The organism is Streptomyces argenteolus (assembly GCF_042902585.1).
In the GTDB taxonomy this organism is placed as follows: domain Bacteria; phylum Actinomycetota; class Actinomycetes; order Streptomycetales; family Streptomycetaceae; genus Streptomyces; species Streptomyces argenteolus.
In genome coordinates this window covers 262,576-288,501 of the sequence record NZ_JBIBEG010000006.1, presented here as the reverse complement: position 1 = coordinate 288,501, position 25,926 = coordinate 262,576, and the positions used below count along the sequence as shown (strand labels likewise).

General features: G+C 71.6%; 25 protein-coding genes. 14 read left to right on the top strand and 11 right to left on the bottom strand.

Annotation, left to right across the window (positions count from 1 at the left end; genetic code table 11):
- Window positions 1-75: 75 nt before the first annotated feature.
- The 13 genes from ACFY8O_RS22550 to ACFY8O_RS22490 all read left to right on the top strand — a co-directional run bounded on the left by ACFY8O_RS22550 (window position 76) and on the right by ACFY8O_RS22490 (window position 12,838).
- Window positions 76-1,074 (top strand): fumarylacetoacetate hydrolase family protein, encoded by a 999-nt coding sequence (locus ACFY8O_RS22550; RefSeq protein WP_387905042.1) that lies wholly within the window; start codon window positions 76-78, stop codon window positions 1,072-1,074.
- Window positions 1,071-2,033 (top strand): cyclase family protein, encoded by a 963-nt coding sequence (locus tag ACFY8O_RS22545; protein ID WP_387905039.1) that lies wholly within the window; start codon window positions 1,071-1,073, stop codon window positions 2,031-2,033. Before ACFY8O_RS22550 ends, ACFY8O_RS22545 begins: the two co-directional genes overlap by 4 nt.
- Window positions 2,034-2,055: 22 nt before the next feature.
- Window positions 2,056-3,186 carry an FAD-dependent oxidoreductase gene (locus tag ACFY8O_RS22540; protein WP_387905036.1) on the top strand — a complete coding sequence of 377 codons (1,131 nt, stop codon included), beginning with the start codon at window positions 2,056-2,058 and terminating at the stop codon, window positions 3,184-3,186.
- Complete coding sequence (locus ACFY8O_RS22535; RefSeq protein ID WP_387905033.1) at window positions 3,183-4,181, top strand: amidohydrolase family protein; 999 nt, start codon at window positions 3,183-3,185, stop codon at window positions 4,179-4,181. Before ACFY8O_RS22540 ends, ACFY8O_RS22535 begins: the two co-directional genes overlap by 4 nt.
- Before the next feature lie 22 nt (window positions 4,182-4,203).
- Entirely contained in the window at window positions 4,204-5,142 is a 939-nt protein-coding gene (locus ACFY8O_RS22530) for a VOC family protein (protein ID WP_387905031.1), read from the top strand.
- Window positions 5,143-5,613: 471 nt separating this feature from the next.
- The gene (locus tag ACFY8O_RS22525; protein WP_387905029.1) at window positions 5,614-6,585 is read left to right on the top strand and encodes a fumarylacetoacetate hydrolase family protein; all 972 of its coding nucleotides are present in this window, start codon (window positions 5,614-5,616) and stop codon (window positions 6,583-6,585) included.
- Window positions 6,582-7,337, top strand: coding sequence for an SDR family NAD(P)-dependent oxidoreductase (locus ACFY8O_RS22520; RefSeq protein ID WP_387905027.1), 756 nt, complete (start codon window positions 6,582-6,584; stop codon window positions 7,335-7,337). Before ACFY8O_RS22525 ends, ACFY8O_RS22520 begins: the two co-directional genes overlap by 4 nt.
- A gap of 163 nt (window positions 7,338-7,500) precedes the next feature.
- Window positions 7,501-8,283, top strand: coding sequence for a CoA transferase subunit A (locus ACFY8O_RS22515; RefSeq protein ID WP_387905025.1), 783 nt, complete (start codon window positions 7,501-7,503; stop codon window positions 8,281-8,283).
- 5 nt (window positions 8,284-8,288) lie between these two features.
- On the top strand, window positions 8,289-8,939 hold the full coding sequence (locus ACFY8O_RS22510; protein ID WP_145806863.1) for a CoA transferase subunit B: 651 nt from the start codon (window positions 8,289-8,291) through the stop codon (window positions 8,937-8,939).
- Between the two features lie 165 nt (window positions 8,940-9,104).
- Complete coding sequence (locus ACFY8O_RS22505) at window positions 9,105-10,319, top strand: FAD-dependent monooxygenase (protein WP_387905022.1); 1,215 nt, start codon at window positions 9,105-9,107, stop codon at window positions 10,317-10,319.
- Window positions 10,320-10,342: 23 nt separating this feature from the next.
- The gene (locus tag ACFY8O_RS22500; protein WP_387905020.1) at window positions 10,343-11,383 is read left to right on the top strand and encodes a cupin domain-containing protein; all 1,041 of its coding nucleotides are present in this window, start codon (window positions 10,343-10,345) and stop codon (window positions 11,381-11,383) included.
- A 36-nt stretch (window positions 11,384-11,419) separates the two neighbouring features.
- Window positions 11,420-12,286, top strand: coding sequence for a fumarylacetoacetate hydrolase family protein (locus ACFY8O_RS22495; protein ID WP_387905017.1), 867 nt, complete (start codon window positions 11,420-11,422; stop codon window positions 12,284-12,286).
- A gap of 102 nt (window positions 12,287-12,388) precedes the next feature.
- On the top strand, window positions 12,389-12,838 hold the full coding sequence (locus ACFY8O_RS22490; protein WP_145806435.1) for a MarR family winged helix-turn-helix transcriptional regulator: 450 nt from the start codon (window positions 12,389-12,391) through the stop codon (window positions 12,836-12,838).
- A 73-nt stretch (window positions 12,839-12,911) separates the two neighbouring features.
- On the opposite strand, the gene ACFY8O_RS22485 is transcribed toward ACFY8O_RS22490, so the two are convergent.
- From ACFY8O_RS22485 to infC, 10 genes are all read right to left on the bottom strand, one after another.
- On the bottom strand, window positions 12,912-14,153 hold the full coding sequence (locus ACFY8O_RS22485) for a hypothetical protein (protein WP_387905014.1): 1,242 nt from the start codon (window positions 14,151-14,153) through the stop codon (window positions 12,912-12,914).
- A gap of 192 nt (window positions 14,154-14,345) precedes the next feature.
- Window positions 14,346-14,876, bottom strand: coding sequence for an NUDIX hydrolase (locus ACFY8O_RS22480; protein ID WP_387905012.1), 531 nt, complete (start codon window positions 14,874-14,876; stop codon window positions 14,346-14,348).
- Between the two features lie 87 nt (window positions 14,877-14,963).
- Window positions 14,964-16,304: a transcriptional regulator gene (locus ACFY8O_RS22475; RefSeq protein WP_387905009.1), complete on the bottom strand. Its 1,341-nt coding sequence runs from the start codon at window positions 16,302-16,304 to the stop codon at window positions 14,964-14,966.
- A gap of 359 nt (window positions 16,305-16,663) precedes the next feature.
- The gene (pheT, locus tag ACFY8O_RS22470; protein WP_387905007.1) at window positions 16,664-19,174 is read right to left on the bottom strand and encodes a phenylalanine--tRNA ligase subunit beta; all 2,511 of its coding nucleotides are present in this window, start codon (window positions 19,172-19,174) and stop codon (window positions 16,664-16,666) included.
- Entirely contained in the window at window positions 19,174-20,301 is a 1,128-nt protein-coding gene (gene pheS, locus ACFY8O_RS22465) for a phenylalanine--tRNA ligase subunit alpha (RefSeq protein WP_145806445.1), read from the bottom strand. The genes pheT and pheS overlap by 1 nt, the downstream gene beginning before the upstream one ends.
- A gap of 133 nt (window positions 20,302-20,434) precedes the next feature.
- Window positions 20,435-21,589, bottom strand: a complete 1,155-nt coding sequence (locus tag ACFY8O_RS22460) for a sensor histidine kinase (RefSeq protein ID WP_145806447.1) — start codon at window positions 21,587-21,589, stop codon at window positions 20,435-20,437.
- A gap of 139 nt (window positions 21,590-21,728) precedes the next feature.
- On the bottom strand, window positions 21,729-22,568 hold the full coding sequence (locus ACFY8O_RS22455) for a TrmH family RNA methyltransferase (protein WP_387905004.1): 840 nt from the start codon (window positions 22,566-22,568) through the stop codon (window positions 21,729-21,731).
- Window positions 22,569-22,727: 159 nt separating this feature from the next.
- Complete coding sequence (gene rplT / locus ACFY8O_RS22450) at window positions 22,728-23,111, bottom strand: 50S ribosomal protein L20 (protein ID WP_003970214.1); 384 nt, start codon at window positions 23,109-23,111, stop codon at window positions 22,728-22,730.
- 113 nt (window positions 23,112-23,224) lie between these two features.
- Window positions 23,225-23,419, bottom strand: coding sequence for a 50S ribosomal protein L35 (gene rpmI / locus ACFY8O_RS22445; protein WP_030918579.1), 195 nt, complete (start codon window positions 23,417-23,419; stop codon window positions 23,225-23,227).
- A gap of 119 nt (window positions 23,420-23,538) precedes the next feature.
- Window positions 23,539-24,246: a translation initiation factor IF-3 gene (gene infC / locus ACFY8O_RS22440; protein WP_387904999.1), complete on the bottom strand. Its 708-nt coding sequence runs from the start codon at window positions 24,244-24,246 to the stop codon at window positions 23,539-23,541.
- Window positions 24,247-24,659: 413 nt separating this feature from the next.
- On the opposite strand from infC, the gene ACFY8O_RS22435 reads away from it, so the two are divergent.
- Window positions 24,660-25,025, top strand: coding sequence for a DUF1844 domain-containing protein (locus tag ACFY8O_RS22435; RefSeq protein WP_145806453.1), 366 nt, complete (start codon window positions 24,660-24,662; stop codon window positions 25,023-25,025).
- 96 nt (window positions 25,026-25,121) lie between these two features.
- Here the strand turns inward: ACFY8O_RS22435 and ACFY8O_RS22430 are convergent, their stop codons facing one another.
- A complete protein-coding gene (locus ACFY8O_RS22430) occupies window positions 25,122-25,850 on the bottom strand; it encodes an SseB family protein (RefSeq protein ID WP_145806455.1) in 729 nt (242 codons plus the stop codon).
- Between the last annotated feature and the right edge of the window lie 76 nt (window positions 25,851-25,926).

Here is a 25,926-nt window from a genome sequence, read left to right as displayed (position 1 = left end):
GGCGTGCATCCACACAATCTATTTCCATGATCTCAGGTGGCAGGTCCAGATTAGTCACATCGCAATCAGGAGGACATGTTCGTGAAACCTGCATCCGCCGCGTCCGCGCTCTTCGCCGGACCGTTCGCCCTCGCCACGCTGTCGGCTCCGGACGGGCCCGCGTTCCCCGCTCTCGTCACCCCCGACGCCCAGGTGGCCGACCTGCGAGCCGCTTTCGAGGACGATCGGCTGACCGTCCGGGATCTCCTGGAGGGCTGGGAGACCGCGCTCCCCCGGCTGCGGGCGCTCGCCGAGGACGCCGGCTCCACGAGGCCGCTGGCCGGCTTCCGGGTGCACGCGCCCGTCGAACCGCGGCAGGTGTTCCAGTCCGGGGCGAACTACCGGCAGCACGTGATCGACCTGCATGTCGCGCACCGCGCCCCGGGCGACGACCGCCCCGAGGAGGAGCGGAGGGCGGAGGCGGCGGGGATCATGGACCGGCGGGCCGCGGAGGACCTGCCGTACGTGTTCATCGGGCTGCCGAGCGCGATCACCGGACCCTACGACGACGTGGTCCTGCCCGCCTGGGCGGAGAAGCCCGACTGGGAGCTGGAGTTGGCCGTCGTCATCGGCCGTCCCGCCCACCAGGTCCCGGTGGCGCAGGCGCTCGACCACGTAGCCGGATACACGATCGCCAACGACCTCACCGACCGCGCCACCGTCTTCCGGCGGGACATGCCGCAGATCGGCACCGACTGGCTGCGCAGCAAGAACGCCCCCGGCTTCACCCCCCTCGGCCCCTGGATCGTGCCGGCGGAGTCGCTCCCGGAGACCGGCGACCTGCGGCTCACGCTGAAGCTCAACGGCGAGACCATGCAGGACGAGTCCACCAAGGACATGATCTTCGACGTGGCGCGCATGGTCTCCTACGCGTCGCAGTCCGCGCGTCTGCTCCCGGGTGACCTCGTGCTGACGGGCAGTCCGGCCGGCAACGGCATGCACTGGGGCCGGCTGCTGCGCGACGGGGACGTCATGGAGGGGTCGGTCACCGGCCTCGGCGTCCAGCGCACCCGCTGTGTCGCGGAGACCTCATGACCCTGGACCGCACGGACCCCGAGGGCTCGATCGCCGAGGCCGCACGGGCGTACTCCAACTGGGGCCGCTGGGGCGAGGACGACGTGCTCGGCACGCTCAACTTCCTCGACGCGGCCAAGCGCCGCGAGGCCGCGGCGCTCGTCCGCCGGGGTGTCAGCTTCTCGCTCTCCCAGAGCTTCGACATGGACGGCCCGCAGAAGGGCTGGCGCCGGCGCACCAATCCGGTGCACACCATGCTCGACACCGGCACGGACGCCGTCGTCACCGGACAGGGCTTCCCGCACGGACTCGGCGGCGCCGACGACGTCATCGCGATGCCGTTGCAGTGCTCCACCCAGTGGGACGGGCTCGGGCACATCTTCGACCACGGCAAGGCGTGGAACGGGCGCCCGGCGGAGAAGGTCGTCACCTCGGAGGGCGACCTGGTCACCGGTATCGAGCACATGGCGCCGCACGTCGCGGGCCGCGGCGTGCTCCTGGACGTCGGCCGGGTCATCGGCGACGAGGGAGAGCTGCCCGACGGGTTCGCGATCACCGGGGAGCACCTGACGGCGACGGCGCAGACCCAGGGCGTGGCTGTGGGACGCGGGGACATCGTCCTGGTGCGTACCGGGCAGCTCGCCCGGGCCCGCCGTGACGGCTGGGGCGAGTACGCCGGCGGACCGGCCCCCGGGCTGTCCTTCACCGCGGCGGGCTGGCTGCACCGCACGGAGATCGCCGCGATCGCGACGGACACCTGGGGCTTCGAGGTGCGGCCCAACGAGTTCGATCACGCCTTCCAGCCGCTGCACCAGGTCGCCATCCCCAACATGGGCCTGCTGATCGGCGAGATGTGGGACCTCGACGCACTCGCCGAGGACTGTGCGACGGACGGGGTGTACGAGTTCTCCCTCACCGCCGCTCCCCTTCCCATCACCGGTGCGGTCGGCAGCCCGGTCAACCCGATCGCCGTCAAGTAGCACACGGAACAAGGGAGTTCCCATGAGTAATGCCCGTACCGTCCTGGTGATCGGCGGCGGCGCGGCCGGCAACGCCGTCACCGTCCTGCTGCGCCGGGCCGGCCTCGGCGTCGACCTGATCGAGGCCAAGGACGACTGGAACGCCACCGCGGGTTCCGGCATCACCCTCCAGGGCAACGCCCTGCGCGTACTTCGCGAACTGGGGGTGTGGGAGCAGGTGGAGACGTCCGGCTACGGCTTCGGATCCGTCGGCATCACCGCCCCCGACGGCACCGTGCTGCACGTCCAGGACGACATCCGCAGCGGAGGCGACGACCTCCCCGCCACCGTCGGCATGCAGCGGCCCCAGCTCCAGCGGATCCTCATCGACGCGGTCCGCGCGAGCGGAGCCCAGGTCCGCCTGGGCGTCAGGGTCACCGCTCTGGACCAGGACGGCGACGGCGTCAGCGCCCGCTTCACCGACGGCACGGAAGGCCGCTACGACCTGGTGATCGCCGCCGACGGCCTGGGCTCCACCACCCGCGCCGCCATCGGCATCACCGCGAAGCCCGAGCCGACGGGCATGGCCATCTGGCGCATCGCCGCGCCCCGCCCGGCCGCCGTGGAGCGCACCGACCTCGCCTACGGGGGCCCGGCCTTCATCGCCGGCTACTGCCCCACCAGCGAGACCACCCTCTACGCCTACGTGGTGGAGGCGAACCGCGACCGCGCCTCCATCCCGCCCACGTCGTACGCCGACGAGATGCGCCGCCTGGTCTCGGCCTACGGCGGCAACTGGCCGGAGATCACGGAGCACATCACCGACCCGGCACAGGTCAACTACACCTGGTTCGACCGCATGCTGGTCGAGGACTCCTGGCACCGCGGCCGGGTCGTCCTCATCGGCGACGCCGCCCACTGCTGCCCGCCCACCCTCGCCCAGGGCGCCGCCCTGTCCCTGGAGGACGCCTGGGTCCTCGCGCGGATGCTGAGCGCCTCCGACACCTGGGACGACGCGCTGCTCCAGGCGTACTACGAGCGCCGCATCGCTCGCGTCCGCCCGGTCGTCGATGCCTCCGTGCAGATCGGGCAGTGGCAGCTCGACGGGGTACGCGACGCCGATGTGCCGGGCCTGATGGGCCGCACCATGACGATGCTCAGGGAGCTGCCGTGACCATCCCTACCGTGGACGTGCACGCGCACGTCCTGCTCCCCGAGATCGAGGCGCTCGTATCCGGCCTCCCGGGGCTCGCCGCGGCCAGGGAACTGGACGCCCGGCGCAACGGCCCCGACGCCCTGGCCGTCAGCGGTCCCATGGTCCGCGAGCGCATCCCGCGGATGACGGACGTGGCCGTACGGCTCGCGGCGATGGACGCCCAGGGCGTGGATGTCCAGCTGGTCAGCCCCTCCCCCTCGCACTACCACTACTGGGCGGACGAGAACACGGCGGAGAAGGTGTACCGGCTCGCCAACGAGGCGACGGCCGCGCACTGCGCCCGGGCGCCGGAGCGGCTGCGCGGGCTGGGACTCGTACCCCTCCAGCACCCCGTTCTCCTCGTGCGCGCCCTCGGCCACGCCCTCGACCAGGGGCTGGCCGGTGTGGAGATCTCCAGCCACGCCCCGGGGAGGGAACTGTCCGACCCCGCGTACGAGCCGTTCTGGTCGCAGGCCGAGGAAGCGGGCGCCCTCATCTTCCTGCACCCCTTCGGGTGCACCCTCGACGAGCGCCTGGACCGGTGGTACTTGTCCAACACGGTCGGCCAGCCCACCGAGAACGCCGTCGCCCTCTCCCACCTCATCTTCTCCGGCGTCCTGGACAGGCATCCCGGACTGAAGCTGATCGCCGCCCACGGCGGTGGCTACCTCCCCACCCACATCGGCCGCTCCGACCACGCCTGGTCGGCGCGCACCGACGCCGGTGCCGGATGCGCCCACCTGCCCAGCAGCTATCTCAGGCGGATCTACTTCGACTCGCTCGTCCACGACCCGCGGGTGCTGGGCTCGCTGATCGAGGCCGCGGGAGCGGACCGGGTCCTGCTCGGTTCCGACTTCCCCTTCGACATGGGCGTCGATGACCCGGTCGGTGCCCTGCGCGCCGCGCGGCTGTCCGTGGCCGACTTCGACGCCGTACGCGGCGGTAACGCCGCCCCCCTGCTGCGACTCGCCTGACCTCAACGAGGAGGAACCCACCATGAGCGCACGCCTGCTCACCCATCTGCGCCACGTCGACCTGGCGGTGCCGGACTACGACAAGCAGCTCGACTTCTACGCCGGCGTCTGGGGCCTCACCAAGGTCTCCGAGGACTCCGGGATCTCCTTCCTGGCCGCCGAGGGCTCCCCCGAACAGTACGTCGTACGGCTGCGCAAGGCCGAGGAGAAGCGTCTCGACCTCGTCTCCTACGGGGCCGCGAACGCCGCCGACGTCGACACCCTGGCCGAGCGGCTCCTCGCCGGCGGCGTTCAGCTGATCTCGCGCCCCGGTGCCGTGGACACCCCCGGAGGCGGGTACGGCTTCCGCTTCTTCGACGTCGACGGCCGCACCATCGAGGTCTCCGCCGACGTCCAGGTCCGGCAGCACCGCAAGATCGAGGAGAAGGAAGCCATCCCGGTCAAGCTCTCCCACGTCGTGCTCAACTCCCCCGATCTCAACCGCACCCGCGAGTGGTACGAGCGCCACCTCGGCTTCGCCCTCTCCGACACCCTGTCCTCACCGCACATGGGCGAGGTCATGCACTTCATGCGGATCAGCAACCAGCACCACTCCATGGCCATCGCGCAAGGACCGCACACCGCCCTGCACCACGTCTCCTTCGAGATGCGCGGGATCGACGAGTACATGCGCGGCTCCGGCCGCGTCATGCGGGCGGGCTTCCGCAAGATCTGGGGCCCCGGGCGGCACATGGCGGGCGACAACACCTTCACCTACTTCCTCGACCCGCACGGCAACACCGTCGAGTACACGACGGAGCTGGAGAACCTCGACGAGGACACCTGGCACCCGCATGTCTACGACTTCTCCGAGCCTGAGGTCACCGACCAGTGGGGAACGGCCAACCCGATGAGCGAGATCGTCGCCAAGGAGTCCTTCAACGACCCCGACCGCGGCGTGTTCATCGCCCCGCCCGTCTAGCCGGAAGGGCACTCGTCCCCGGGGGCGCGGCCGGTGTCCATGCCCTGGCTCACTCGGCCGCGTCCCCGGCTCTCTCCCGCAGGACCCCACACGACTCCCGGGCCGAGGACGGTCGAAGGACCGGCTCGACGGCCACAATCGGGGTCGTCCGGCCCGGGACCGCCCTCTCCTCTTCCCTGAGGTCGTCGGCACGACGTGGTGCGAGGAGCAGGGCATGCCCCCTTCGGTCGTCGAGCACATGCGCCGGGTACACGACCGGCGTCACCGGGAGCGGTGAGGCCGCCGCCGCACGACCAGCCACGTGGTCGGTCCGCCGGCCCCACCGATCCCTCCCCCAGCTCCCGGGCCACCAGGGGGCCACGGCCGCCCGCGCCTCCGTCCGCTCGGCGACTCGCCGTTGCCGCATCACCGTGGGCCACCACCTGATGCGCATCCGCCTCGACCGATCCTCCCCACTCTCAGGAGCCGCACATGCGTTTCGCCAGCTACGAGCATCAGCACCGCCCCCGCGTCGCCGTCGTGGAAGAGGACGGCACCCTGTATCCCCTCCCCGGTGTCACCTCTCTCACCACTCTCCTGGAGGAGACCGACGGGCTGCCGGGGCTGCTCGCCGCCGGTGCGGCGGCCCTCGACGTACCGCCCGGCCCGCACGTCTCGCAGGTACGGCTGCTCCCTCCCCTGCACCCCTCGTCCATAAGGGACTTCGTGACCTTCGAGGAGCACGTGGAGGGCGTTCGCCGCGCCGTCGACGGCGTCGCCGGCGTCCCCGAGCAGTGGTACGCGGCGCCGACCTTCTACTTCACCAACCCGCACGCCGTGTACGGCCCGCACGACACGGTCCCGATGCCCCCCGGCTCGTCGGTGCTCGACTTCGAACTGGAGGTCGGCGCGGTCGTCGGCCGCGAGGGACGCGACCTCACCCCCGGCCGGGCCCGCGACCACATCGTGGGTTACACCGTCTTCAACGACTGGTCCGCCCGCGACCTCCAGTCCGCGGAGATGAAGGTCGGCCTCGGCCCCTGCAAGGGCAAGGACACCGCCACCACCCTCGGCCCCTACCTCGTCACCGCCGACGAACTGGAGCCGTACCGGGACGCCGAGGGACTGCTGCGCCTCGCGCTGACCGCCGAGGTGAACGGTGAGGTGATCGGCAAGGACCTCCTCTCCAACATGAGCTGGACCTTCGAGGAGATGGCCGCCTACGCCTCACGCGGCACCCGGATCGTGCCGGGTGACGTCCTGGGCTCCGGTACCTGCGGCAACGGTGGCTGCCTCGCCGAACTCTGGGGCCGGCGCGGCGAGAAGACCCCGCCGCCGCTCGGGCCGGGCGACACAGTGAGCCTCACCGTCGAGGGCATCGGCACCCTGACCAGCACGGTCGTCCCCGGTGTGGAGCCGCTGCCGCTGCCCGCCGGCCGCCGCCGCGACCGGGAGCGGCCGTGAACGAAGGGGCCGGCAGGAAGCTCCTGGGCAAGGTCGTCGTCGTCACGGGCGCAGCACGCGGCCAGGGAGCAGCCGAGGCCGCGGCACTCACCCGTGAGGGCGCCCGCGTCATCGCCACCGACGTCGAATCCGCTGACGGGTGCCGCCGTCTCGACGTCAGCAGCGAGGAGGACTGGGCCGGCCTGGCCGCCGAACTGCGCGAGACGTACGGCGAGGTGCACGGCCTGGTGAACAACGCGGGCATCACCTGGCGGGCCAGGATCGGGGACGTACGGCCCGAGGACATGGCACGCGTCCACGCGGTCAACGTCACCGGACCGCTGCTCGGTATGCAGCACCTCGCGCCGCTCATGCCCGTCGGCTCCTCCGTCGTGAACGTCGGCTCCTCGGCCGCTCTCACCGCCCACTACCCGGTCGCCTACACGACCAGCAAATGGGCGCTGCGGGGCCTGTCGAAGACGGCGGCACTGGAGCTCGGCCCCCGTGGCATCCGCGTCAACACCATCCACCCGGGCTATATCGAGACCGAGATGACCGCATCGGCCGCACCCGCCTTCCGGGAGGCCAACCTCCGCGAGACTCCCCTCGGCCGCACCGGCGGCGTCGACGACGTCGCCCCGCTGGTCGTCTTCCTGCTGTCGGACGAGTCGTCGTTCATCAGCGGCGCCGAGATCCCGGTGGACGGCGGTATGACGGCGCACGGCGGCGTGAAATCCGTCTCCGACGCACTGCGGCCGGACAGCGGCTCCTGAAGCGGCCCGAAGGCAGAACGGCTCCGGCCCCGGGCCGCCCCCGGTGACACCGCCGTCTTTCCCGGCTCCACCCAGTCCGCCCACCTCACCGGCGCCGATGGTCCTCGACGGGGGCTGGTCAACGGTCCTGCCCGGCGGCTCCTCCACCTGAAGGGAACGTGCTGTGAACAAGGTCTACGGCAGCGCCGCCGAGGCGGTCGCCGACATACCGGACGGCGCCTCGCTCGCCGTCGGAGGCTTCGGCCTCTCCGGGGTCCCCGCCGTACTCATCGACGCCCTGCTCGCGCAGGGCACGGCCGCTCTGCGGGTCGTCTCCAACAACTGCGGTGTGGACGACCGCGGCCTCGGCGTGCTGCTGGCCGCCGGCCGCATCACCCGCGTCACCGGCTCCTACGTCGGGGAGAACAAGGAGTTCGCCCGTCAGTACCTGGCCGGCGAACTGGAGGTCGAGCTCACCCCCCAAGGCACGCTCGCCGAGCGCCTGCGCGCGGGGGGCGCGGGCATCCCCGCCTTCTACACCCCGGCCGGCGTGGGCACCCAGGTGGCCGACGGCGGCCTGCCCTGGCGCTACGCCCCTGGGGGTGCCTCCCGGCCGGAGTCCGGGGGAAGGGCAGTGGCCATCGCCTCCCCGCCCAAGGAGACCCGGGAGTTCCACGGCCGCTCGTACGTGCTGGAGCACGGTATAACCACCGACTTCGCCTTCGTACGGGCCGTGCGCGGCGACCGGCACGGCAATCTCGTGTTTCGCCGCGCCGCCGCCAACTTCAACCCGCTGGCGGCGATGGCCGGCCGCATCACGGTCGCTGAGGTGGAACACCTCGTCGAACCTGGCGAGTTGCAGCCCGACGAGGTGCACCTGCCGGGCATCTACGTGCAGCGAATGGTGGAGCTGACCCCGGCCGAGGCGGCCGGCAAGCAGATCGAGAAGAGGACCGTACGCATATGAGCACCCTGGGCTGGAACCGCGACCAGATGGCCGCCCGCGCAGCCGCCGAACTCACCGACGGCTCCTACGTCAATCTGGGCATCGGTCTGCCCACCCTGATCCCCGGTCACCTCCCACCGGGCGTGGACGTCGTGCTGCACTCCGAGAACGGCATTTTGGGCACCGGCCCCTGTCCGACGGAGAGTGAGGTCGACCCGGACCTGATCAACGCCGGCAAGGAGACGGTCACCGTCCTGCCCGGAGCGAGCTTCTTCGACTCCGCGCTCTCCTTCGGGATGATTCGTGGGGGTCACATCGACACCGCGGTCCTCGGCGCCATGCAGGTGTCGGCCCAGGGGGACCTCGCCAACTGGATGGTCCCCGGGAAGATGGTGAAAGGCATGGGCGGCGCCATGGACCTCGTCCACGGCGCCCGCCGGGTCATCGTCCTCATGGAGCACACCGCCAAGGACGGCACGCCGAAGCTCGTCCAGGAGTGCACGCTGCCGCTGACCGGCCGGCGATGCGTCCACCGGGTCATCACCGACCTCGGCGTCCTCGACGTCACCGACGACGGCCTCGCTCTCGTCGAGACCGCCCCGGGAGTGACCGTCGAGGACATCACCGCACGGACGAGCGCTCCCCTACGCCTGGACAGCGTCGCCGCCGCCTGCTGACCGGGCGGTGCCCGGCACGCGAAGAGCCCGCCCCCGCCGCCTCATTGACATCGGGGAGACAACGGTCCCAATATAATCAGTAGACCAATGATTGGCCTACTGATCATTTGCCCTCGCTGGTCTCCTTTTTCACTGCCCTCCACTCCTTACAGGCCGGGAGGCCGTATGTCCGTCACCCCAGATCCTCTCCGCGTCGCCGTGGTCGGCGGAGGCATAGGTGGACTGGCCGCGGCGTTGGCCGTGGCCCGCTCCGGGCACCACGTCACCCTTGTCGAGCGCGCCTCGCGGTTCGGCGAGATCGGAGCGGGCCTGCAGCTCGCGCCGAACGCCTCCCTCGCCCTGGAGCAACTCGGCGTCCTCCCTGCCGTTCGGCGCACAGCGGTCGCCCCGCCCCGACTCGTCATGATGGACGCCCTGACCGGCGACGAGGTCACCTCGCTGGACCTGCGCAGTGCGGCCTACACCGAGCGCTTCGCCCACCCCTACCTCGTCACCCACCGCACGGATCTGCACGCCGCACTGCTGACCGCGTGCCAGGAGCACCCCTCGGTCACCCTGCGCACCGGGCACACCGTCACCCACGTCGACCAGGACGAGTCAGGGGCCCGGCTGCACTTCGCCGAGTCTCCCGCGGTCCTGGCAGCGGACGCGGTCGTGGCCGCCGACGGCCTCCGCTCCCGCCTGCGCCAGGCCCTGGTGGGCGACGGGGACCCGGTCTGCTCCCGCTACGTGGCCTTCCGCGGAGCGCTGCCGACGCGGAGGATGACCGGCCGCATGTCACAGCACGCCGCCTCGGAGGCGGTGATGGTCTGGGCCGGGCCCCGTATGCACCTGGTGCAGTACCCCGTGCGCCGCGGCGAGCTGTACAACCAGGTCGCCGTCTTCGAGAGCGACCACTACACGCCGGACTCCGACGACTGGGGCACCGAAGCAGAACTCGAGGAACGCTTCGCCGGCGCCTGCCGGACCGTACGGGACGCCCTCCCCCTCGTCTCGCGCGACCGCCGCTGGCCGCTCTACGACCGGCTGCCCGTCGACACCTGGGTGCACGGCCGGATCGTCCTCCTCGGCGATGCGGCCCACCCGATGCTGCAGTACCTGGCGCAGGGGGCGTGCCAGGCGCTGGAGGACGCCGTGGCCCTGGGGCAGGCTCTCGGCCGGTACGGCGACCCGGGCGAGGCCTTCGCCGCCTACGCCGCGCAGCGCACGCAGCGGGCGGCGGACATCCAGACCCAGGCACGTCGCTTCGGCGAGATCTGCCATCTGGAGGGCATGGGTGCCACCTTCCGCAACCTCCACCTCAGATCTCGCGGGTCCGACGAATTCGACGACATGTCATGGGTGTGGACGCCGGCCGCCGCCTTCGTCCCCGCCCGGTGAACCCGGCACCGAAGGAGGACATCATGACGACCGACGATGTGGTCTACACGGCCCTGGAAGAGGCGGGCGCGGCGCCGCTGTGGCGGTTCTACGGCAACCTGTTCCCCGCTCAGCCGAAGAGCCGGGCCGTGCCCTGCCGCTGGAGCTGGCAGGAACTGCGCCCGCACCTCCTGCACTTCTCCGGGACCCTGTCGCTGGACGAGGCCGAACGCAGGGTGCTCATGCTGGTCAACCCCGGCCTGACCGATCCCCCCGCCACGGTCAACACCCTCTATGCGGGCCTGCAGATCATCCTGCCCGGCGAGACCGCCCAGGCGCACCGGCACACGTCCAACGCCTTCCGCTTCGTTCTGGAGGGCAGCGGCGCCTGGACTACGGTGGACGGAGAGCGGGTCTTCATGACGCCGGGCGACCTGCTGCTGACACCCGGCTGGCACTGGCACGACCACACCCATGAGGGTGACGCGCCGATGATCTGGCTCGACGCGCTGGACTACCCTCTCGTCAACGCGCTGGAGGCAGGGTTCTACGAGAAGTACCCGCGGCGCCTCCAGCCCGTGACCCGCCCGGACGACGCGGGCAGCAGGCAGTTCCTGCACGGCCGGCTCACCCCGGTCTGGCTCACCCAGGACGGCCCCCACTCGCCGGTGACCCGGTACACCTGGGAGGAGACACAGCGCGCCCTGGACGGCATCGCGGACACCGCCGACGGCAGTGACGTGGACGGCGTCGTCCTGGAGTACACCAACCCGTGGACGGGCGGCCCGGTCATGCCCACCATCGGCTGCCGTGTCCAGCGGCTTCGCCCAGGCTTCCAGGGGGCCGGCCGTCGGCACACCGCCTCCACGGTCTTCAGCGTGGTCCGCGGCGAAGGCGCCACGATCGTGGACGGCAAACGGCTCGAATGGTCGGAGAAGGACACCTTCGCCGTGCCCGGCTGGGCCTCCTACCGGCACCTCAACACCTCGGCTTCCGACGACGCCGTCCTCTTCTCCTACAGCGACGAGCCCGTCATGCGGTCCCTCGGCCTGTACCGCACGGAGGACGCCGACCCCGGCGCCTGATCCGCCCCCCATCCGACATCTCACAAGGAGGCCCTGATGCGTCTGGCCCTGTTCGACAAAGGGCGGCTCGGAGTCGTCGACGGTGACGACCTCGTGGACGTGACCGAGCGGCTCGCCGACCGCGGGACGCCCGGCCCTGCCGGAGCGCTGCACCACTACATCGAGACCACGGTGCGGGACGGGGCCGTCGCCCTCGACCTCACCGGTCTCCCGCGAGTCCCCCTCACCGAAGTGGACCTGGAAGCCCCGCTGCCGCGCCCCGGCAAGATCATCGGGGCACCGGTCAACTACCTCGACCACAAGGCCGAGATGGAGTACACCACCTCCATCGCCGACCTCGGCGTCTTCCTCAAGGCCAACTCGTCCGTCATCGGGCCGGGCCAGGACGTCCTCCTTCCCTACACCGACAAGCGCACCGACCAGGAGGGCGAACTGGGCGTCGTCATCGGACGCACCGCCCGCCATGTCAGCGCCGACAAGGCCCTGGACCACGTCTTCGGCTACACCTGTGTGCTGGACATCACCGTCCGCTCCGGCGAGGACCGCTCCACCCGCAAGTCGTTCGACACCTTCACCCCCCTCGGCCCGTGGGTCGTCACCGCGGACGACATCGCCGACCCGGACACCCTCGGTCTGCGGTGCGACGTCGGCGGTGAGACCCGGCAGCGGACCACCACCGCGGACCTGATCTTCGGGGTCCGCGAACTGATCGCCTACACGTCCTCCGTCATGACCCTCCACCCCGGCGACGTGATCGCGACGGGCACACCTGCCGGTGTGGGGCCGCTCAGCCACGGTGACAGGATCGTCCTGGACATCGAGCAGGTCGGCCGCCTGGAGGTGGGCGTCGACGGCTCCCGCGCCCTCCCCTACGCGCATCGCCCCGGGAGCAGGGTCCGCTGACGGCTGCGCGGGACGCGAGGTGGTGCCGGGCGCTCGTAGACTGCCGGGGACCGGCCGGCCTCCTCACCGGCACCACCTGACCGGCTCGACGAACGGAGCACCGTGGCGCGCGCGCTGGAGCTGCACACCTACGTAGGACATCTGCTCCGGCGCGCTGAACAGGTGCACACCGCTCTGTGGTTCCGGCACGTGTCCCGCGAGATCACCTCGCAGCAGTTCGCCGTCCTCAACGCGCTGCGCCAGGAACCCGGCATCGACCAGCGCACCCTCGGTCACCGCACCTCCCTGGACCGGTCCACCGTCAACCAGATGGTCCGGCGTCTGACGGACCAGGGCTATCTGGACCAGGTGCGGGACGAGGAAGACCGCAGACGCACGCTGGTCAGCCTCACCGACGGAGGCGCCGAGCTCCTCGACACCCTCATCCCTCCGGCGAAACGCATCAACGAACAGCTCCTGGAGTCCCTGTCGGAGAGCGAACGGGCTCTGGCCACGGACATCCTCCGCAAAATCGCGTCCATGGACGACGCACCGCTGGATGGCACGACGTAGCGTCCGGAAGGCTGACGCGGGTGGGCGGACGGCTTGCTCCGCCCGGCCGTGCCGGGGGGCTCGGAGCCGGCGCTCAGAGACCTGACGGGGCCGCCTCGCCCTGTGCCGCGCCAAGGGTTTCGAGGAACGACGCGTCCCGGAAGGCCCGGAGCCCCTTCACCCGGGTGACGCCCAGCTTCTCCAGGACCTGGTCCTTCACCAGACCCGCGCCCCGGAGTTCGGCGCAGTGCCGTGCCAGTTCCAGTCGCTCCGGATGAGCGTCGGGGGCTTCGTAGAAGACCGCGTCCTGCAGCAGTTCCTTCACCGATTCGACCGATCGGCCCATCGCCCGCGCTATCTGAGCCCGCGCCATGCCGGATCTCTTGTGACGGAGGGCCTCCGCCGCCGCGCCGTACCGCTCCTTGCGCAGGTCCTCGTTGCGCTGGAGCGTGATTCCCGCCGCCTTGCGGGCACGGTGCAGGAGACCCTCGACCTGCTTGGGCGTCAGGTCCAGCTCGGCGGCGATCTCCTGGTGGCGCCGGCCCTCGCCGTGCAGCCGGAGCGCGTACTCCACCTGCTCCCTGCGCAGCAGGCGCTCCCGCTCGCTCTCCCGCTCCTTCCGCCTGCGGATCTCGTCCTTGAACCCACGGGTCAGGGCCGACTTCACGGACCTGGCGAAGCGGAGCCGCTCCTCCTCCTCGCGCATCCGCTCACGCACGACGTACCCGTACCAGAACGGCATCCGCTCGCTCAGGCCCCCGTCGCGCTTCCCGCCCCACGCGCAGGCGGGGTGCTGCCCGCGCTTTCTCCACAGCGCCTCGAGGGCGGTCTCGTGCGGGGTGTAACCGCCGTCCTCCCGCATGAGGAGCCGTTGCTCCTCCGTCAGCTCCTCCAGCGCGGCGCGTGAGGCCTCCTTCAGGCCGACCGTCTCCGCCATCGCCAGAAGGGTCTGCCAGTCCCACTTGGGTACGGTGAGGCCGAACCGGACCTCCCCGTCGGTCTCCCAGCGGTTCACCTCCGCCGCCACGTACACCGCGAAGCCGGCGGCGTTCCACCCCCGCACCACGTCGTGCCACATCTTGGCGGCGGTCGCGGGGAGGTAGGCGGCCCTCTGCCCCTCCACGTCGTAGGCCACCGCCCGCGCGTCCCAGGGGTTGCACGGCTCGGGCACGAGCTCGGCCTCGACCTTCTGTCCGGCCTCGAACCTGCTCAGCGAATCCTGGAGGTAGTACGCCCCGGAGGCGTAGTACTCCCCCTCGGGCCGGCAGTAGTCGTCCAGCAGCACGCGGCCCGCGGGCCTGACGTACTCCCCTGCCCGGCGTCTGTGGATCCCCACGGAGCCCTCCCCCTCACACCTGTCGCGCACGACTGTCCGTCAGGCCGGGTGAATGTCGCCACACCGTCTCCGACCTGCAACTATCGAACGATTCTATGCCTGGTCCGCCGCTGCCCGAGTCCGGCCGACGGGGGCATCGGGCCGGGTGCCGTCACGGGTCCGGCCGGCAGGCCCGGCCGGACCCGTGACCGGTCAGCCCAGGCGCATGTGATGGAGCATCAGCAGCGCGGCGGCCATGTTGGCCGCCGGGATCTCACCGCGCGCGACCATGTCCGGCACGAGCTTGAGCGGGACCCACTCCCGTCGCGAGGACTCGAAGTCGTCGGCCGGATGTCCCATGTACGCCGCCTCGCGGGACCAGAAGAAGTGGTGCCGGGCGTCGATCAGCCCGTTCGCGGGCTCGACGGTCATCAGGGGGCTCAGTTCGCCGGGGCGCCAGCCCGTCTCCTCCTCCATCTCCCGCGCCGCGGCCACGGCGACGTCCTCACCGTCCTCGACCACCCCCGCGGCGAGCTCCCAGCCCCAGCTGTCGGTGATGAACCGGTGCCGCCACAGGAGCAGCACCTCGTCGGCCTCGTTGACCACCGTCGCCGCGGCCACGGCGCGGAGCCGGATGAGGAAGTGGTCCAGATGCCGTCCGTCGGGGAGAACGACGTCCGCCAGGTTGACGCGGAACCAGCGGTTCTCATACACAGTCTGTTCGTTTAAGTTCGTCCACTGCACGGTGATGCCACCTTCCGACTGGTTGATGGCAACATCGGAGCAGGGACAGCCGCGAAGCGGAACGCGGCAAACCTCCTGGGCGGAAGCTCACAGGGGCACGCGCAGCGCCCCGTCGATGAGTCCGGCCGCCTCGCGTGCGTCCGCGCAGCCGCTGGCGGCCAGGGGCTCCCGTACGGAGCGCAGCCGGTCACGCAACCGCCGGGACTCCATGCCCCGAGCGCGTTCCGCCATCTCCGAGGCGGTGCGGGCCGCCTTGTCCGCCTCTCCCTGGAGCAACTGCAGACGGGTGAGCAGCCCGAGCCGGTGCACCTGCCCCCGGTCGTGCGCCGGGGTGCGTACGGCCGCCGTGGCGTGCTCCCGCGCCCCGGCGAGATCGCCGAGGCTCAGCAGCGCCTCCGCCACCTGGACGTTGACGAGGCCCGGCTGCACGTACCCGGTCTCGTCCGGCTCGCGGAGCGCGTGGATGCGGTCGGCCTCGCTCTCGGCGCGGCGGATGCACTCCAGGGCGCTGCGCGGGTCGCCGAGTTCGGCGTAGGCCTTGGCCTGCATCGCGTGAAGGTCCGTGGCCAGCGCCGGGGTGATGTGCGGGCCCGCGGCCCGCAGCGCCGCCTCGGCGAAGGCGACGGACCTGCGGAATTCGGCCAGGTGGAGCGACTGGTTCACCAGCAGGGCGATCACGTATCCGCCGAGGCCGCGGTCCCCGCTGGCCTTGGCCAGGCGAAGGGCCTGGTGGAAGTAGCGCTGGGCGAGGCCGTGGGCGTCGGAGTCGTACGCGCAGATGCCCGCGACGGCGACCAGACCGGCGATCGCGCGATGGAGACGGCGGCCCGTGGCGTCGCTGTATCCGCCGCGCAGCAGCGGTGCGGTCTCGGCGTTGAGGAAGCCGACGACGCGTGCCCTGGTCGCGATGCCGCCCGTCTTCCGGTACATCTGCTCGTAGTGGGCGCGGGCCGCCCGGAGCATCGCTATGTCCGCCATGCTCACGCGGGCCGGCCCGGGGCGGGAGACATCGGTGTCCTCGGGTGGGTTCTCCCACTCCCAGACCGGCACCACCGCACCGGTGCCCGTGACCGCGGGCGCGGAGGCGAGGTGCAGGCGCTGCTGGTCGTCGGAGCGCCACAGGGCGGTGGCGTGCTCGACGAAGCCGGAGAGACCGGCGCCGCCCGGAGCGGGGTGGGAACCGGCGATCCCCATGCCGATGTCGTCGAGCGTGACGGGCCGGCGCAGCCGTGCACCGAGGACCTCGCAGATCAGGTCGGGCACCTGACCTCGCGGGCGCTGCCCCTTGAGCCAGCGGGAGACCGCCGTGTGTTCGTACCGCAGGCACAGCCCGCGGACCCGGCCGGCCTGGTTGACGTGTCCGGCGAGCCCCGCCCGGGACACCCCCGCCTCGTCGATCAGGGATTCGAGCAGGATGTTGGGCTCCATTGCCCCCCCATGTGCGTGTCGCGATGAGCCTAGTGGAGCACGATTCACACGGGGTGTGAACGTAATGCCCGAACCATCCTGCTGTGCGCTCTGCCGGGCCGGGATCCCGCTCGGTTGAATAAGTGCCTCGCAAGAGGCGGCCGGGTCGCCGGCTCCCCCTCGTAACAGCTCGGCGACCCGCACCCGCGCCGTTCGTCCTGCCGGCCTGCCCGACACTCCGTGGCAGGGCGGGCGGCGCCGGATCGCGCGGCCCACTGCCCCGATGACAGAGGGGCCGTGTGCGGTCCCCAGGCCGTCCGGCGAGAACAGAAGGGGCGTATCCGGTGGCCGGATACGCCCCTTCTCACCGTTCTCGCAGGCTACGCGCCGCGCAGCACCGCGCCGGTGCGCCCGGCGGCCAGGGCGACCGCGCTGTCGCGGGCCGCGGAGGCCTCGTCGACGGTCAGCGTGCGGTCCGCGGCACGGAACCGCAGCGCGTACGCCAGGGACTTCTTGCCCTCACCGATCTGCTCGCCGGTGAAGACGTCGAACAGCCGCAGCGATTCGAGGAGGTCGCCGGCGCCCTCGCGCAGGGCCTTCTCCACCGCGTCGGCGGGCACGCCCGCGTCGACGACGAGCGCGACGTCCTGGGTCGCCACCGGGAAGGTGGAGATCCGGGGCGCCTGGAGCGCGCCGTCCACGGCCCGCTCCAGGACGTCGAGCTCGACCTCCATGGCGCAGGTCCGCTCGGGCAGGTGGAGCTCCTTGACGACGCGCGGGTGCAGTTCGCCCGCGTGCCCGAACAGGGTCTCCTCGCCGTCGACCGTGACGTACAGCGCGGCGCAGCGGCCGGGGTGCCACGGCGCGTGCCGGTCGGCACGGACCGTCAGCTCGACGCCCGCCTCGCGGACGATGGTCCGCGCCGCCTCGACGGAGTCCGCCCAGGTCGCGGGGCGGCCCTTGCCCCACCAGCCGGCCTGCTCCCGGGCGCCCGCGAGGACGACCGCGGCACGGCGCGGCTGACGCGGGAGTGCCGCGTCCAGCCCGGCGATCTCCTCGTCGGTGGGACGGCGGTCGACGGGCAGCCGTACGGCCTTGGTCTCCTCGCCGGTCGGCCTGAAGACCAGGCCGGTCTCGAAGAGCGCCAGGTCGTGGCTGCCCCGGCCGTCGTTGCGCCGCAGCGCGCCGAGCAGGCCCGGGAGCAGCGTGGTGCGCAGCGCGGGCTCCTCGTCGGAGAGCGGGTTGACGAGCGTGACCGTACGCCGGCGGGCGTCGTCCTTCTCCAGGCCGAGCTGGTCGAGCACGGCGTCGCCGATGAACGGGTAGCTGAGGGCCTCGACGTAACCGGCGCCCGCGAGCGCCCGGCCGACGCGGCGGTGCAGCCGCTGGCGGTCGGTGAGCCCGCGCCCGGACGGCGGGGTCGGCAGCGTGGAGGGGAGGTTCTCGTACCCCTCCAGCCGGATGACCTCCTCGGCCAGGTCGTTCGGCTCGGCGAGGTCGGGACGCCAGGACGGCACGGTGACGATCAGCTCGTCCTGCCCGTAGACGTCGCAGCCGACCTGCTGGAGGCGGCGGACGACGGTCTCGCGTCCGTACGCGACACCGGCCACCCGGTCCGGGTGGTCCGCCGGCATCGCGATGGTGTGGGGGGCGGAGGGAGCGGTGATCTCCGTGACCCCGGCCTCGGCGGTGCCGCCGGCGAGCAGGACCAGCAGGTCGACGGTGCGCTGCGCGGCAGCGGACGCGGCCTGCGGGTCGACGCCGCGCTCGAAGCGCTTGGACGCCTCCGAGCTCAGCTTGTGGCGGCGTGCGGTCCGGGCGATGGCGATCGCGTCGAAGTGCGCGGCCTCGATGACGACCTCGGTGGTCCCGGCCTCCTCGGCGTGGTCGGCGATCTCGGTGTCGGCGCCGCCCATGACGCCCGCGAGGCCGATCGGCCCGCGGTCGTCGGTGATGACCAGGTCCTGGGCGTCCAGGACGCGCTTCACGCCGTCGAGCGTGGTGAGCTTCTCGCCCTGCTCCGCGCGGCGCACCCCGATGGGGCCCTGCACGCGGGAGCGGTCGTAGGCGTGCAGCGGCTGGCCGAGCTCCAGCATCACGTAGTTGGTGACGTCGACGGCGAGCGAGACGGGGCGCATCCCGGCCTTCTGCAGCCTGCGCTGCATCCAGATCGGGGAGCGCGCCTCGGGCTGAAGGCCCGTGACCGTACGCGCGGTGAACGTGCCGCACCCGATCGGGTCGGACACCTTCACCGGGTAGCCGTACGCGTTGGGGGCGGGCACGTCCAGCAGCGCCGGGTCGCGCAGCGGCAGCCCGTACGCGATGGCGGTCTCGCGGGCGACCCCGCGCATCGAGAGGCAGTAGCCCCGGTCCGGCGTGACGGCGATGTCGAGGACCTCGTCGACGAGCTCCAGGAGCTCGATCGCGTCGGTGCCGGGCTCGTACTCCGGCGGCAGCACGATGATGCCGTGCGTGCCGTCGTCGCCCATGCCGAGCTCGTCGGTGGAGCAGATCATGCCGTGGGAGGTCTTGCCGTACGTCTTGCGCGCGGCGATGGCGAAGTCCCCGGGCAGGACGGCGCCCGGCAGGACCACGACGACCTTGTCGCCGACGGAGAAGTTGCGGGCGCCGCAGACGATCTCCTGCGGCTCGCCGGTGCCGTTGGCGGTGCCGACGTCGACGGTGCAGAAGCGGATGGGCTTCTTGAAGCCCTCCAGCTCCTCGATGGTCAGGACCTGTCCGACGACCAGCGGGCCCTTGAGGCCGGCGCCGGTCCGCTCGACGGTCTCGACCTCGAGGCCCACGGACACGAGCTTGGCCTGTACGTCACGGCCGGACTCCGTCACCGGCAGGTCGACGTACTCCCGCAGCCAGGAAAGCGGGACGCGCATCAGATCTCCATCCCGAACGGCCGGGTGAACCGGACGTCACCCTCGACCATGTCTCGCATGTCCTCTACGTTGTGGCGGAACATCAGCATCCGCTCGATGCCGAACCCGAAGGCGAATCCGCTGTACTTCTCGGGGTCCACACCGCAGGCGACGAGCACCTTGGGGTTGACCATGCCGCAGCCGCCGAGCTCGATCCAGCCCTCGCTGCCACAGGTGCGGCAGGGGCGGTCCGGGTTGCCGACGGACTCGCCGCGGCAGACGTAGCAGACCATGTCCATCTCGGCGGACGGCTCGGTGAACGGGAAGAAGTTCGGCCGCAGCCGGGTCTTCATGTCCGGGCCGAAGAGCGCCTGGACCATGTGGTCGAGGGTGCCCTTGAGGTCGGCCATGGTGAGGCCCTCGTCGACGGCGAGCAGCTCGATCTGGTGGAAGACCGGGGTGTGCGTGGCGTCGAGCTCGTCGGTGCGGTAGACCCGGCCGGGGCAGACCACGTAGACGGGGGGCTTGCGGCTGAGGAGCGAGCGGGCCTGGACCGGCGAGGTGTGCGTGCGCAGCACGACACCGGACTCGTCGTTCCTGGCGCCGTCGGCGCCCTGGACGAAGAAGGTGTCCTGCATCTGCCGCGCCGGGTGGTCGGGCACGAAGTTCAGGGCGTCGAAGTTGAACCACTCCGCCTCGACCTCGGGGCCCTCGGCGATCTCGTAGCCCATGGCCACGAAGACGTCGGCGACGCGCTCCATGATGGTCGTCAGCGGGTGGCGCGCACCGGCCGGGGTGCGGTCGTAGGGCAGCGTGACGTCCACCGCCTCCTCGACCAGCACCCGGGCGTCACGCTCGGCCTCCAGTTCGCTCTGGCGGGCGGCCAGCGCCTTGGAGACGGCGCCGCGGGCCTGGCCCACGCGCTTGCCCGCCTCGGCCTTGGCCTGCGGCGGCAGGGCGCCGATCTCCCGGTTGGCGAGCGACAGGGGCGAGGTTCCACCGGTGTGCGCGGTCTTCGCCTGGGCGAGCGCGTCGAGGTCGCCCGCGGCGGCGAAGGCGGCGAACGCCTCGTCCCGCATGCGCTCGATCTCTTCCGGTTTCAGTGCCTCGACCTCGACTGGGTCGTACGACTTGTTCGGTGCCGACATCTCTTCCCGTGCTTCCGATTGGCTGGTGGCGACCTGGTTCGACGACTGAGGACGCAAAGGTGCCAAAAGTCGAGTCTACGGGCCGCCGGGGGGCGAAGGAGCCCGTGGGCTGCTCAGGCCCTCCCGTCACTCCTCATGTCAGGTAGGCCGGCGCGCTCACGGGCAGGATAAATCGGAACTCGGCGCCCCCGCCGGGGGCGCGGGCGACGGTGATGGTGCCGCCGTGGGCCTCGACGATGCCCTTGACGATGTAGAGGCCCAGGCCGGTCCCGCCGCGCTTGCTCCCCCGCCAGAAGCGGGTGAAGACGCGGGCCATCGACTCCTCGGGGATGCCGGGGCCTTCGTCGCTCACGGTGACCGCCGTTCCGCTCTCGTCGCTCTTGCCCGGTGCGGGTGCAGGGGCGACCTCGATGGTGACGGTTCCCTCGCCGTGGCGCACCGCGTTTTCCAGGAGGTTCCCGAGGACCTGGTCGACCTTGTCCGGATCCGCCCAGAGCGCGGGCAGCGGCTGGCGGGTGTGCACGAGGAAGCGGTCCGGGGGCAGGCCGGTGGCCATGAGGGCCTGGATGTGGCGCTCGACGGCGGCGGAGACGTCCACGGGCTGGCGGCGCAGCTCCAGCCTGCCGGAGTCGATACGGGAGATGTCGAGCAGCTCGGCGATGAGCCGGGTGACCCGGTTGGCGTCGGCGTCGACGGTCTCCAGCATGAGCCGCTTCTGGTCGTCGGTGAACCGTTCCCACTTGGCCAGCAGCGTCGCGGTGAACCCCTTGACCGAGGTGAGCGGGGAACGCAGCTCGTGGGCGACGGTCGCGATCAGCTCGGCGTGACTGAGCTCGGTGCGGCGCCGGGCTTCGGTCCCCCGCAGCGAGACGACGAGCCGGCGGACGGGGCCGGTCGGGGTCTGCCTCACGTACCGGGCGGAGACGAGGACCTCACGGCCGCCGGGCAGCAGCAGATTCCGCTCCGGCTGGCCGACCCGGGTGGCGAGCCCGCCGTACGGGTCGGTCAGCTCCCACCAGCGCCGCCCCTTGAGGTCCTCCAGCGGCAGGGCCTGCTCCAGGGAGCTGCCGAGCGCGGCGGCGCGGGGGGTGGCGGTGATCCGGGCGGCGGCCCGGTTGAAGCAGACGACCTTGCCGTTCTCGTCGGCGACGACGAGACCGTCGGGCAGGTCGTCGGGGTCGATGCCCGTGCCGAGGTCACCGGCGGCCGGGCTCGTGCCGGCCTCGTCGGAGAGGGCGCGCGTGGCGGCCGTGTGTGCCGCTCGCGGCCTGCTCGTGCCGACAGCCATCTTCCCGTACCCCACCTCTCGAACCGGTGCAGTGGGCCCCCGAGTTCGTCACCCTACTAGGCGCCGGCGGCCGGGCGACACCCTGTGGGCGGCCTCCGGCGGGGTGTGGCCCGTATCGACCGGCGGGGCACCCGGGGGGTCAGCCGGTGCGGCGGGGGCGCTGCGCCCGCGCGGAGGCGTAGAGGCAGACGGCGGCGGCGGTCGCGAGGTTGAGGCTCTCGGCCTTGCCGTGGATCGGGACCCGGACCACGGCGTCGGCCAGGGCGCGGGTCTCCTCGGGCAGGCCCCACGCCTCGTTGCCGAAGACCCAGGCGGTGGGCCCGCCCATGGTGCCCGCGTCGAGTTCGTCGTCGAGGTCGTCCTCGCCCGCGCCGTCGGCCGCCAGGATGCGCACCCCGGCGTCACGCAGCCCTTGCACGGCCTGCTCGACGGGTACGCCGACGGCCACCGGCAGGTGGAAGAGCGAGCCGACGGACGCCCGGACGGACTTTGGGTTGTAGAGGTCCACCGAGGCGTCGGTGAGCACCACCGCGTCCGCGCCGGCCGCGTCCGCGCAGCGCAGCACGGTGCCCGCGTTCCCGGGGTCGCGTACGTGGGCGAGGACGGCGACCAGGGTGGGCTTCGCGGCGAGGATGTCCGTGAAGGGGGAGTCCAGGAAGCGGCAGACCCCGATGAGCCCCTGAGGGGTGACGGTCTGCGAGACGTCGGCCAGCACGTCGCCGTCCGCGAGGTGCACGCGGGCTCCGGCGGCCCGTGCGGCGTCGATGATGCCGGTGTAGCGCTCGGCGGCCTCGACCGTGGCGAAGAGCTCGGTCAGGGTGGGCTCGCCGTCGCGGCCCCGGTGCGCGGCGGCCTCCCGCACGGCCTGCGGCCCCTCGGCGATGAACCTGCGCTCCTTGCCGCGGAAATTGCGTCTGGCCAGCCGGCGTGCGGCGGCGACTCGCGGCGATCGCGCGGAGATCAGTTCGGGGGTGCCCATGGTCGGCGGCGAGCCTCTCTGCGTAAGTCAGCTTCTCTGCGTACGTTGGCCTGCGTACGGCTGACTACGTACGCGGCACGTGGTGCAACGCACCGGACCCGCAGACGGCGCACGCCTGCGGGTCCGGCTCGGAACGCGATGCCAGAAGTACTGCCTGGGTCAGGCGGCCTTCGGGGCGTTGACGTCGCTCGGGAGGGCCTTCTGAGCGACCTCCACCAGGGCGGCGAACGCGTTGGCGTCGTTGACCGCGAGCTCGGCCAGGATCTTGCGGTCCACCTCGATGTTGGCGGCCTTCAGACCCTGGATGAGGCGGTTGTACGTCATGCCGTTCTGGCGAGCGGCCGCGTTGATGCGCTGGATCCAGAGCTGACGGAAGTCGCCCTTGCGCTTCTTGCGGTCGTTGTAGTTGTAGACCAGGGAGTGGGTGACCTGCTCCTTGGCCTTGCGGTACAGGCGCGAACGCTGACCGCGGTAACCGCTGGCGGCCTCGAGGATCGCCCGGCGCTTCTTGTGGGCGTTTACCGCCCGCTTGACGCGTGCCACTTTTAAACTCCTTGCAGCGGGGCCGGGTGGTCGGAAGTCAGACTCACCTGACCCGGAAACGAATAGGTCCCGGTCGGATCGAGGGCGCCTCCGGGGTCACCGGAGGCAGCGCCTCACTTGCCGAGAAGCTTCTTGATCTTCTTGGCGTCGGCCGGAGCCACGACGACCGTGCCGGTCAGCGAGCGGGTCTTCTTGGACGACTTGTGCTCGAGCAGGTGGCGCTTGCCGGCCTTCTCGCGCAGCACCTTGCCGGAGCCGGTGATCTTGAAGCGCTTGCTGGCACCGCTGTGCGTCTTGTTCTTCGGCATCGCGCCGTTATCTCCTCGTCAGTGGCGCCCCTCACGGTGCGGGCACCGGACTGCAGGGGCGTCAGATCTTTGGGTGGTTCCGAGGGACCCGGGGGCGCCTGGATGGCTGCCCCCGGAGGTCACGCCTCGGAAGGTGTGTCGGCCGGAGCCTCGTCCGCTGCGGCCGGGGCCTCAGCGGTCTCACCCGCGGACTCGGCGTCGGGGGTCGGTCCCTGACGCTCCGCCTTGCGGGCGGCCTGGGCCTCGCGGGCCTCGGCCATGGCTTCGGTCTTCTTCTTGTGCGGGCCCAGAACCATGATCATGTTCCGGCCGTCCTGCTTCGGGTTGGACTCGATGAAGCCGAGGTCCTCGACATCCGAAGCGAGACGCTGGAGCAGCCGGAAGCCCAGCTCGGGGCGGGACTGCTCACGACCGCGGAACATGATCGTGATCTTGACCTTGTCCCCCTGCTTGAGGAACCGGACGACGTGACCCTTCTTGGTGTCGTAGTCGTGCGGGTCGATCTTCGGCCGGAGCTTCATTTCCTTGATGACCGTGTGCGCCTGGTTCTTGCGCGCCTCACGGGCCTTCATGGCCGACTCGTACTTGAACTTCCCGTAGTCCATGAGCTTGCACACGGGGGGACGGGCTGTCGCCGCCACCTCGACCAGGTCGAGGTCGTACTCCTGTGCGAGCTCCAGGGCCTTGGCAAGCGGAACAATCCCGACCTGCTCGCCGCTGGGACCGACAAGTCGCACCTCGGGAACGCGAATCCGGTCGTTGATGCGGGGCTCGGCGCTGATGGATCCTCCTCGGTAGCACCACGTGACCGCCTGGCGGACAGCCACGTAACGTCTTTTCGTAAGACCAACCGAGCCGGGAAAGCAAAAATGCCCCGGACGGGACACAGGCGGGGCTCCAGGAACTACCGGAACACGGCCGCGTGTCACGCGGGGCGCATCGGGCGGCCCCATCGTCCGTACGGAACGATGGCTGCCACCTGACCGGTGACCCGCCGTCCCGGAGGACGGTCAGGTGGGAGATCGGAGCCTCCACTTGTGGGCCGAGCACATAGGTGTCCGGCCGGTCGTTACACAAGGTTAGCAGCCCGCCGACGCGGGCGCTAATCCCGTGTCCCGGGGTGCTCCCGCTGCGTCCCGCGACCTCCTCGCCGTGGCTCCCGGCCCGTCCGCCGGGGCCTGGCGGGTCCAGGGTGCTCCCGCGGGAAGGACGGGTGCCGCCTGGCCTTATCGTGTGGGGCATGAGCGACGCGACCACCCCCAGCACCGAGAACCCCGGCTTCGACGACATGGCCCGCGACATCGCGGAGGTTCCCGCGGTCGAGGTGATCGTGACCGTCGCCGTCAACCTGATGAGCGCGGCGGCCGTGAAGCTCGGCCTGACCGAGGAGGGCGAGGAGCACAAGGACCTCGACGAGGCCCGCAAGCTGGTCCAGGCCCTCGCCGGGCTGCTCGACGCGAGCGCCACGGAGATCAGCACCTTCCACGCCTCCCCGCTGCGCGACGGCCTGAAGTCGCTCCAGCTCGCTTTCCGTGAGGCCTCGCTCGTCCCGGACGAGCCCGGCAAGGGTCCCGGCGAGAAGTACACGGGCCCCGTCTACGGCTAGGTCCCCGTCAGGATCGTGCCGGGGTCGCGCACCCCGGAGTCCACGGCTGACGCACCCGAGCCCGCCGCCTGCGACCAGGCGGCGGGCTCGTCCGCGTCAGCGGCTGAACAGCGGCTCGCCCGGCGCCTCGGCCCCGGCGGGCAGCAGCGCGAGATCGATGCCGCGCACCAACCGGGCCCGCAGCACCTCACTGGCCGACAGCGCTTCGGCGACCCGGCGGGCGGCCTCGGCGACCACGGCTCCCTCGGACAGGACCAGCGCCAGGGTGCCGTCGGCCGAGCCGGGGCCGAGGTGGGCGCGGAGCACGGCGGGTTCGGCCGCGACCACGTCCCGGACAGCGGTGACGACGGCGGGGTCGTCGAGCGGGTCGGCGCTCACGCGGTTCTCGGCCAGGGCCCGCAGCGCGGCCCCGGTCAGCTCGAACGCGACGGGCCCCGCGAGGTCGAGCACCACGGTGTCCGCCTTCTCGTGCGCGGCGGCCTGTAGCGCCTGGTGCAGGGGCACGGCCACGGGGCGCGCCTGCGGGTCCCAGCGGGCCAGGGAGGCGGTGGAGGTGAAGGCGGGCAGCGCGCGCCGGTCACCGGCCTGAAGCGTCGGCACGGCCATGTCGCTGGTCTTCTCCCGGCGCAGGCCGTTCTCGTCCTCCTCGACCTCGCCGAGGACGGCGACGACCGGGACGAGCAGCCGGGCGTCGCGGAGCGCCGTCAGGACCGGGCCGACAGCCGTGCGGTCCCCGGCCCACGCCGCGAGGGCGGCCGTCAGCTCGGGGGCGGCGGTGCCGTCGTCGTCTGAGAAACCTGGGTCCGGGATGTTCTTGAGCTCCACACGACGAGCGTAGTCGTTGGCGTCTCCCACCTGGGCGACAGGTCGGGCACAGGCTGCTGCCAGGTGCGCTGCCTGG

What these genes read in the sequence shown, in the direction of transcription:
- ACFY8O_RS22540 (WP_387905036.1), top strand. Translation starts at nt 2,056, where the DNA reads ATGAGTAATGCCCGTACCGTCCTGGTGATCGGCGGCGGCGCGGCCGGC.
- ACFY8O_RS22505 (WP_387905022.1), top strand. Translation starts at nt 9,105, where the DNA reads ATGTCCGTCACCCCAGATCCTCTCCGCGTCGCCGTGGTCGGCGGAGGC.
- ACFY8O_RS22460 (WP_145806447.1), bottom strand. Translation starts at nt 21,589, where the DNA reads ATGGCTGTCGGCACGAGCAGGCCGCGAGCGGCACACACGGCCGCCACG.
- ACFY8O_RS22435 (WP_145806453.1), top strand. Translation starts at nt 24,660, where the DNA reads ATGAGCGACGCGACCACCCCCAGCACCGAGAACCCCGGCTTCGACGAC.
- pheS (WP_145806445.1), bottom strand. Translation starts at nt 20,301, where the DNA reads ATGTCGGCACCGAACAAGTCGTACGACCCAGTCGAGGTCGAGGCACTG.
- ACFY8O_RS22530 (WP_387905031.1), top strand. Translation starts at nt 4,204, where the DNA reads ATGAGCGCACGCCTGCTCACCCATCTGCGCCACGTCGACCTGGCGGTG.
- ACFY8O_RS22455 (WP_387905004.1), bottom strand. Translation starts at nt 22,568, where the DNA reads ATGGGCACCCCCGAACTGATCTCCGCGCGATCGCCGCGAGTCGCCGCC.
- rpmI (WP_030918579.1), bottom strand. Translation starts at nt 23,419, where the DNA reads ATGCCGAAGAACAAGACGCACAGCGGTGCCAGCAAGCGCTTCAAGATC.
- ACFY8O_RS22550 (WP_387905042.1), top strand. Translation starts at nt 76, where the DNA reads ATGTTCGTGAAACCTGCATCCGCCGCGTCCGCGCTCTTCGCCGGACCG.
- ACFY8O_RS22495 (WP_387905017.1), top strand. Translation starts at nt 11,420, where the DNA reads ATGCGTCTGGCCCTGTTCGACAAAGGGCGGCTCGGAGTCGTCGACGGT.
- ACFY8O_RS22525 (WP_387905029.1), top strand. Translation starts at nt 5,614, where the DNA reads ATGCGTTTCGCCAGCTACGAGCATCAGCACCGCCCCCGCGTCGCCGTC.
- ACFY8O_RS22475 (WP_387905009.1), bottom strand. Translation starts at nt 16,304, where the DNA reads ATGGAGCCCAACATCCTGCTCGAATCCCTGATCGACGAGGCGGGGGTG.
- pheT (WP_387905007.1), bottom strand. Translation starts at nt 19,174, where the DNA reads ATGCGCGTCCCGCTTTCCTGGCTGCGGGAGTACGTCGACCTGCCGGTG.
- ACFY8O_RS22545 (WP_387905039.1), top strand. Translation starts at nt 1,071, where the DNA reads ATGACCCTGGACCGCACGGACCCCGAGGGCTCGATCGCCGAGGCCGCA.
- ACFY8O_RS22500 (WP_387905020.1), top strand. Translation starts at nt 10,343, where the DNA reads ATGACGACCGACGATGTGGTCTACACGGCCCTGGAAGAGGCGGGCGCG.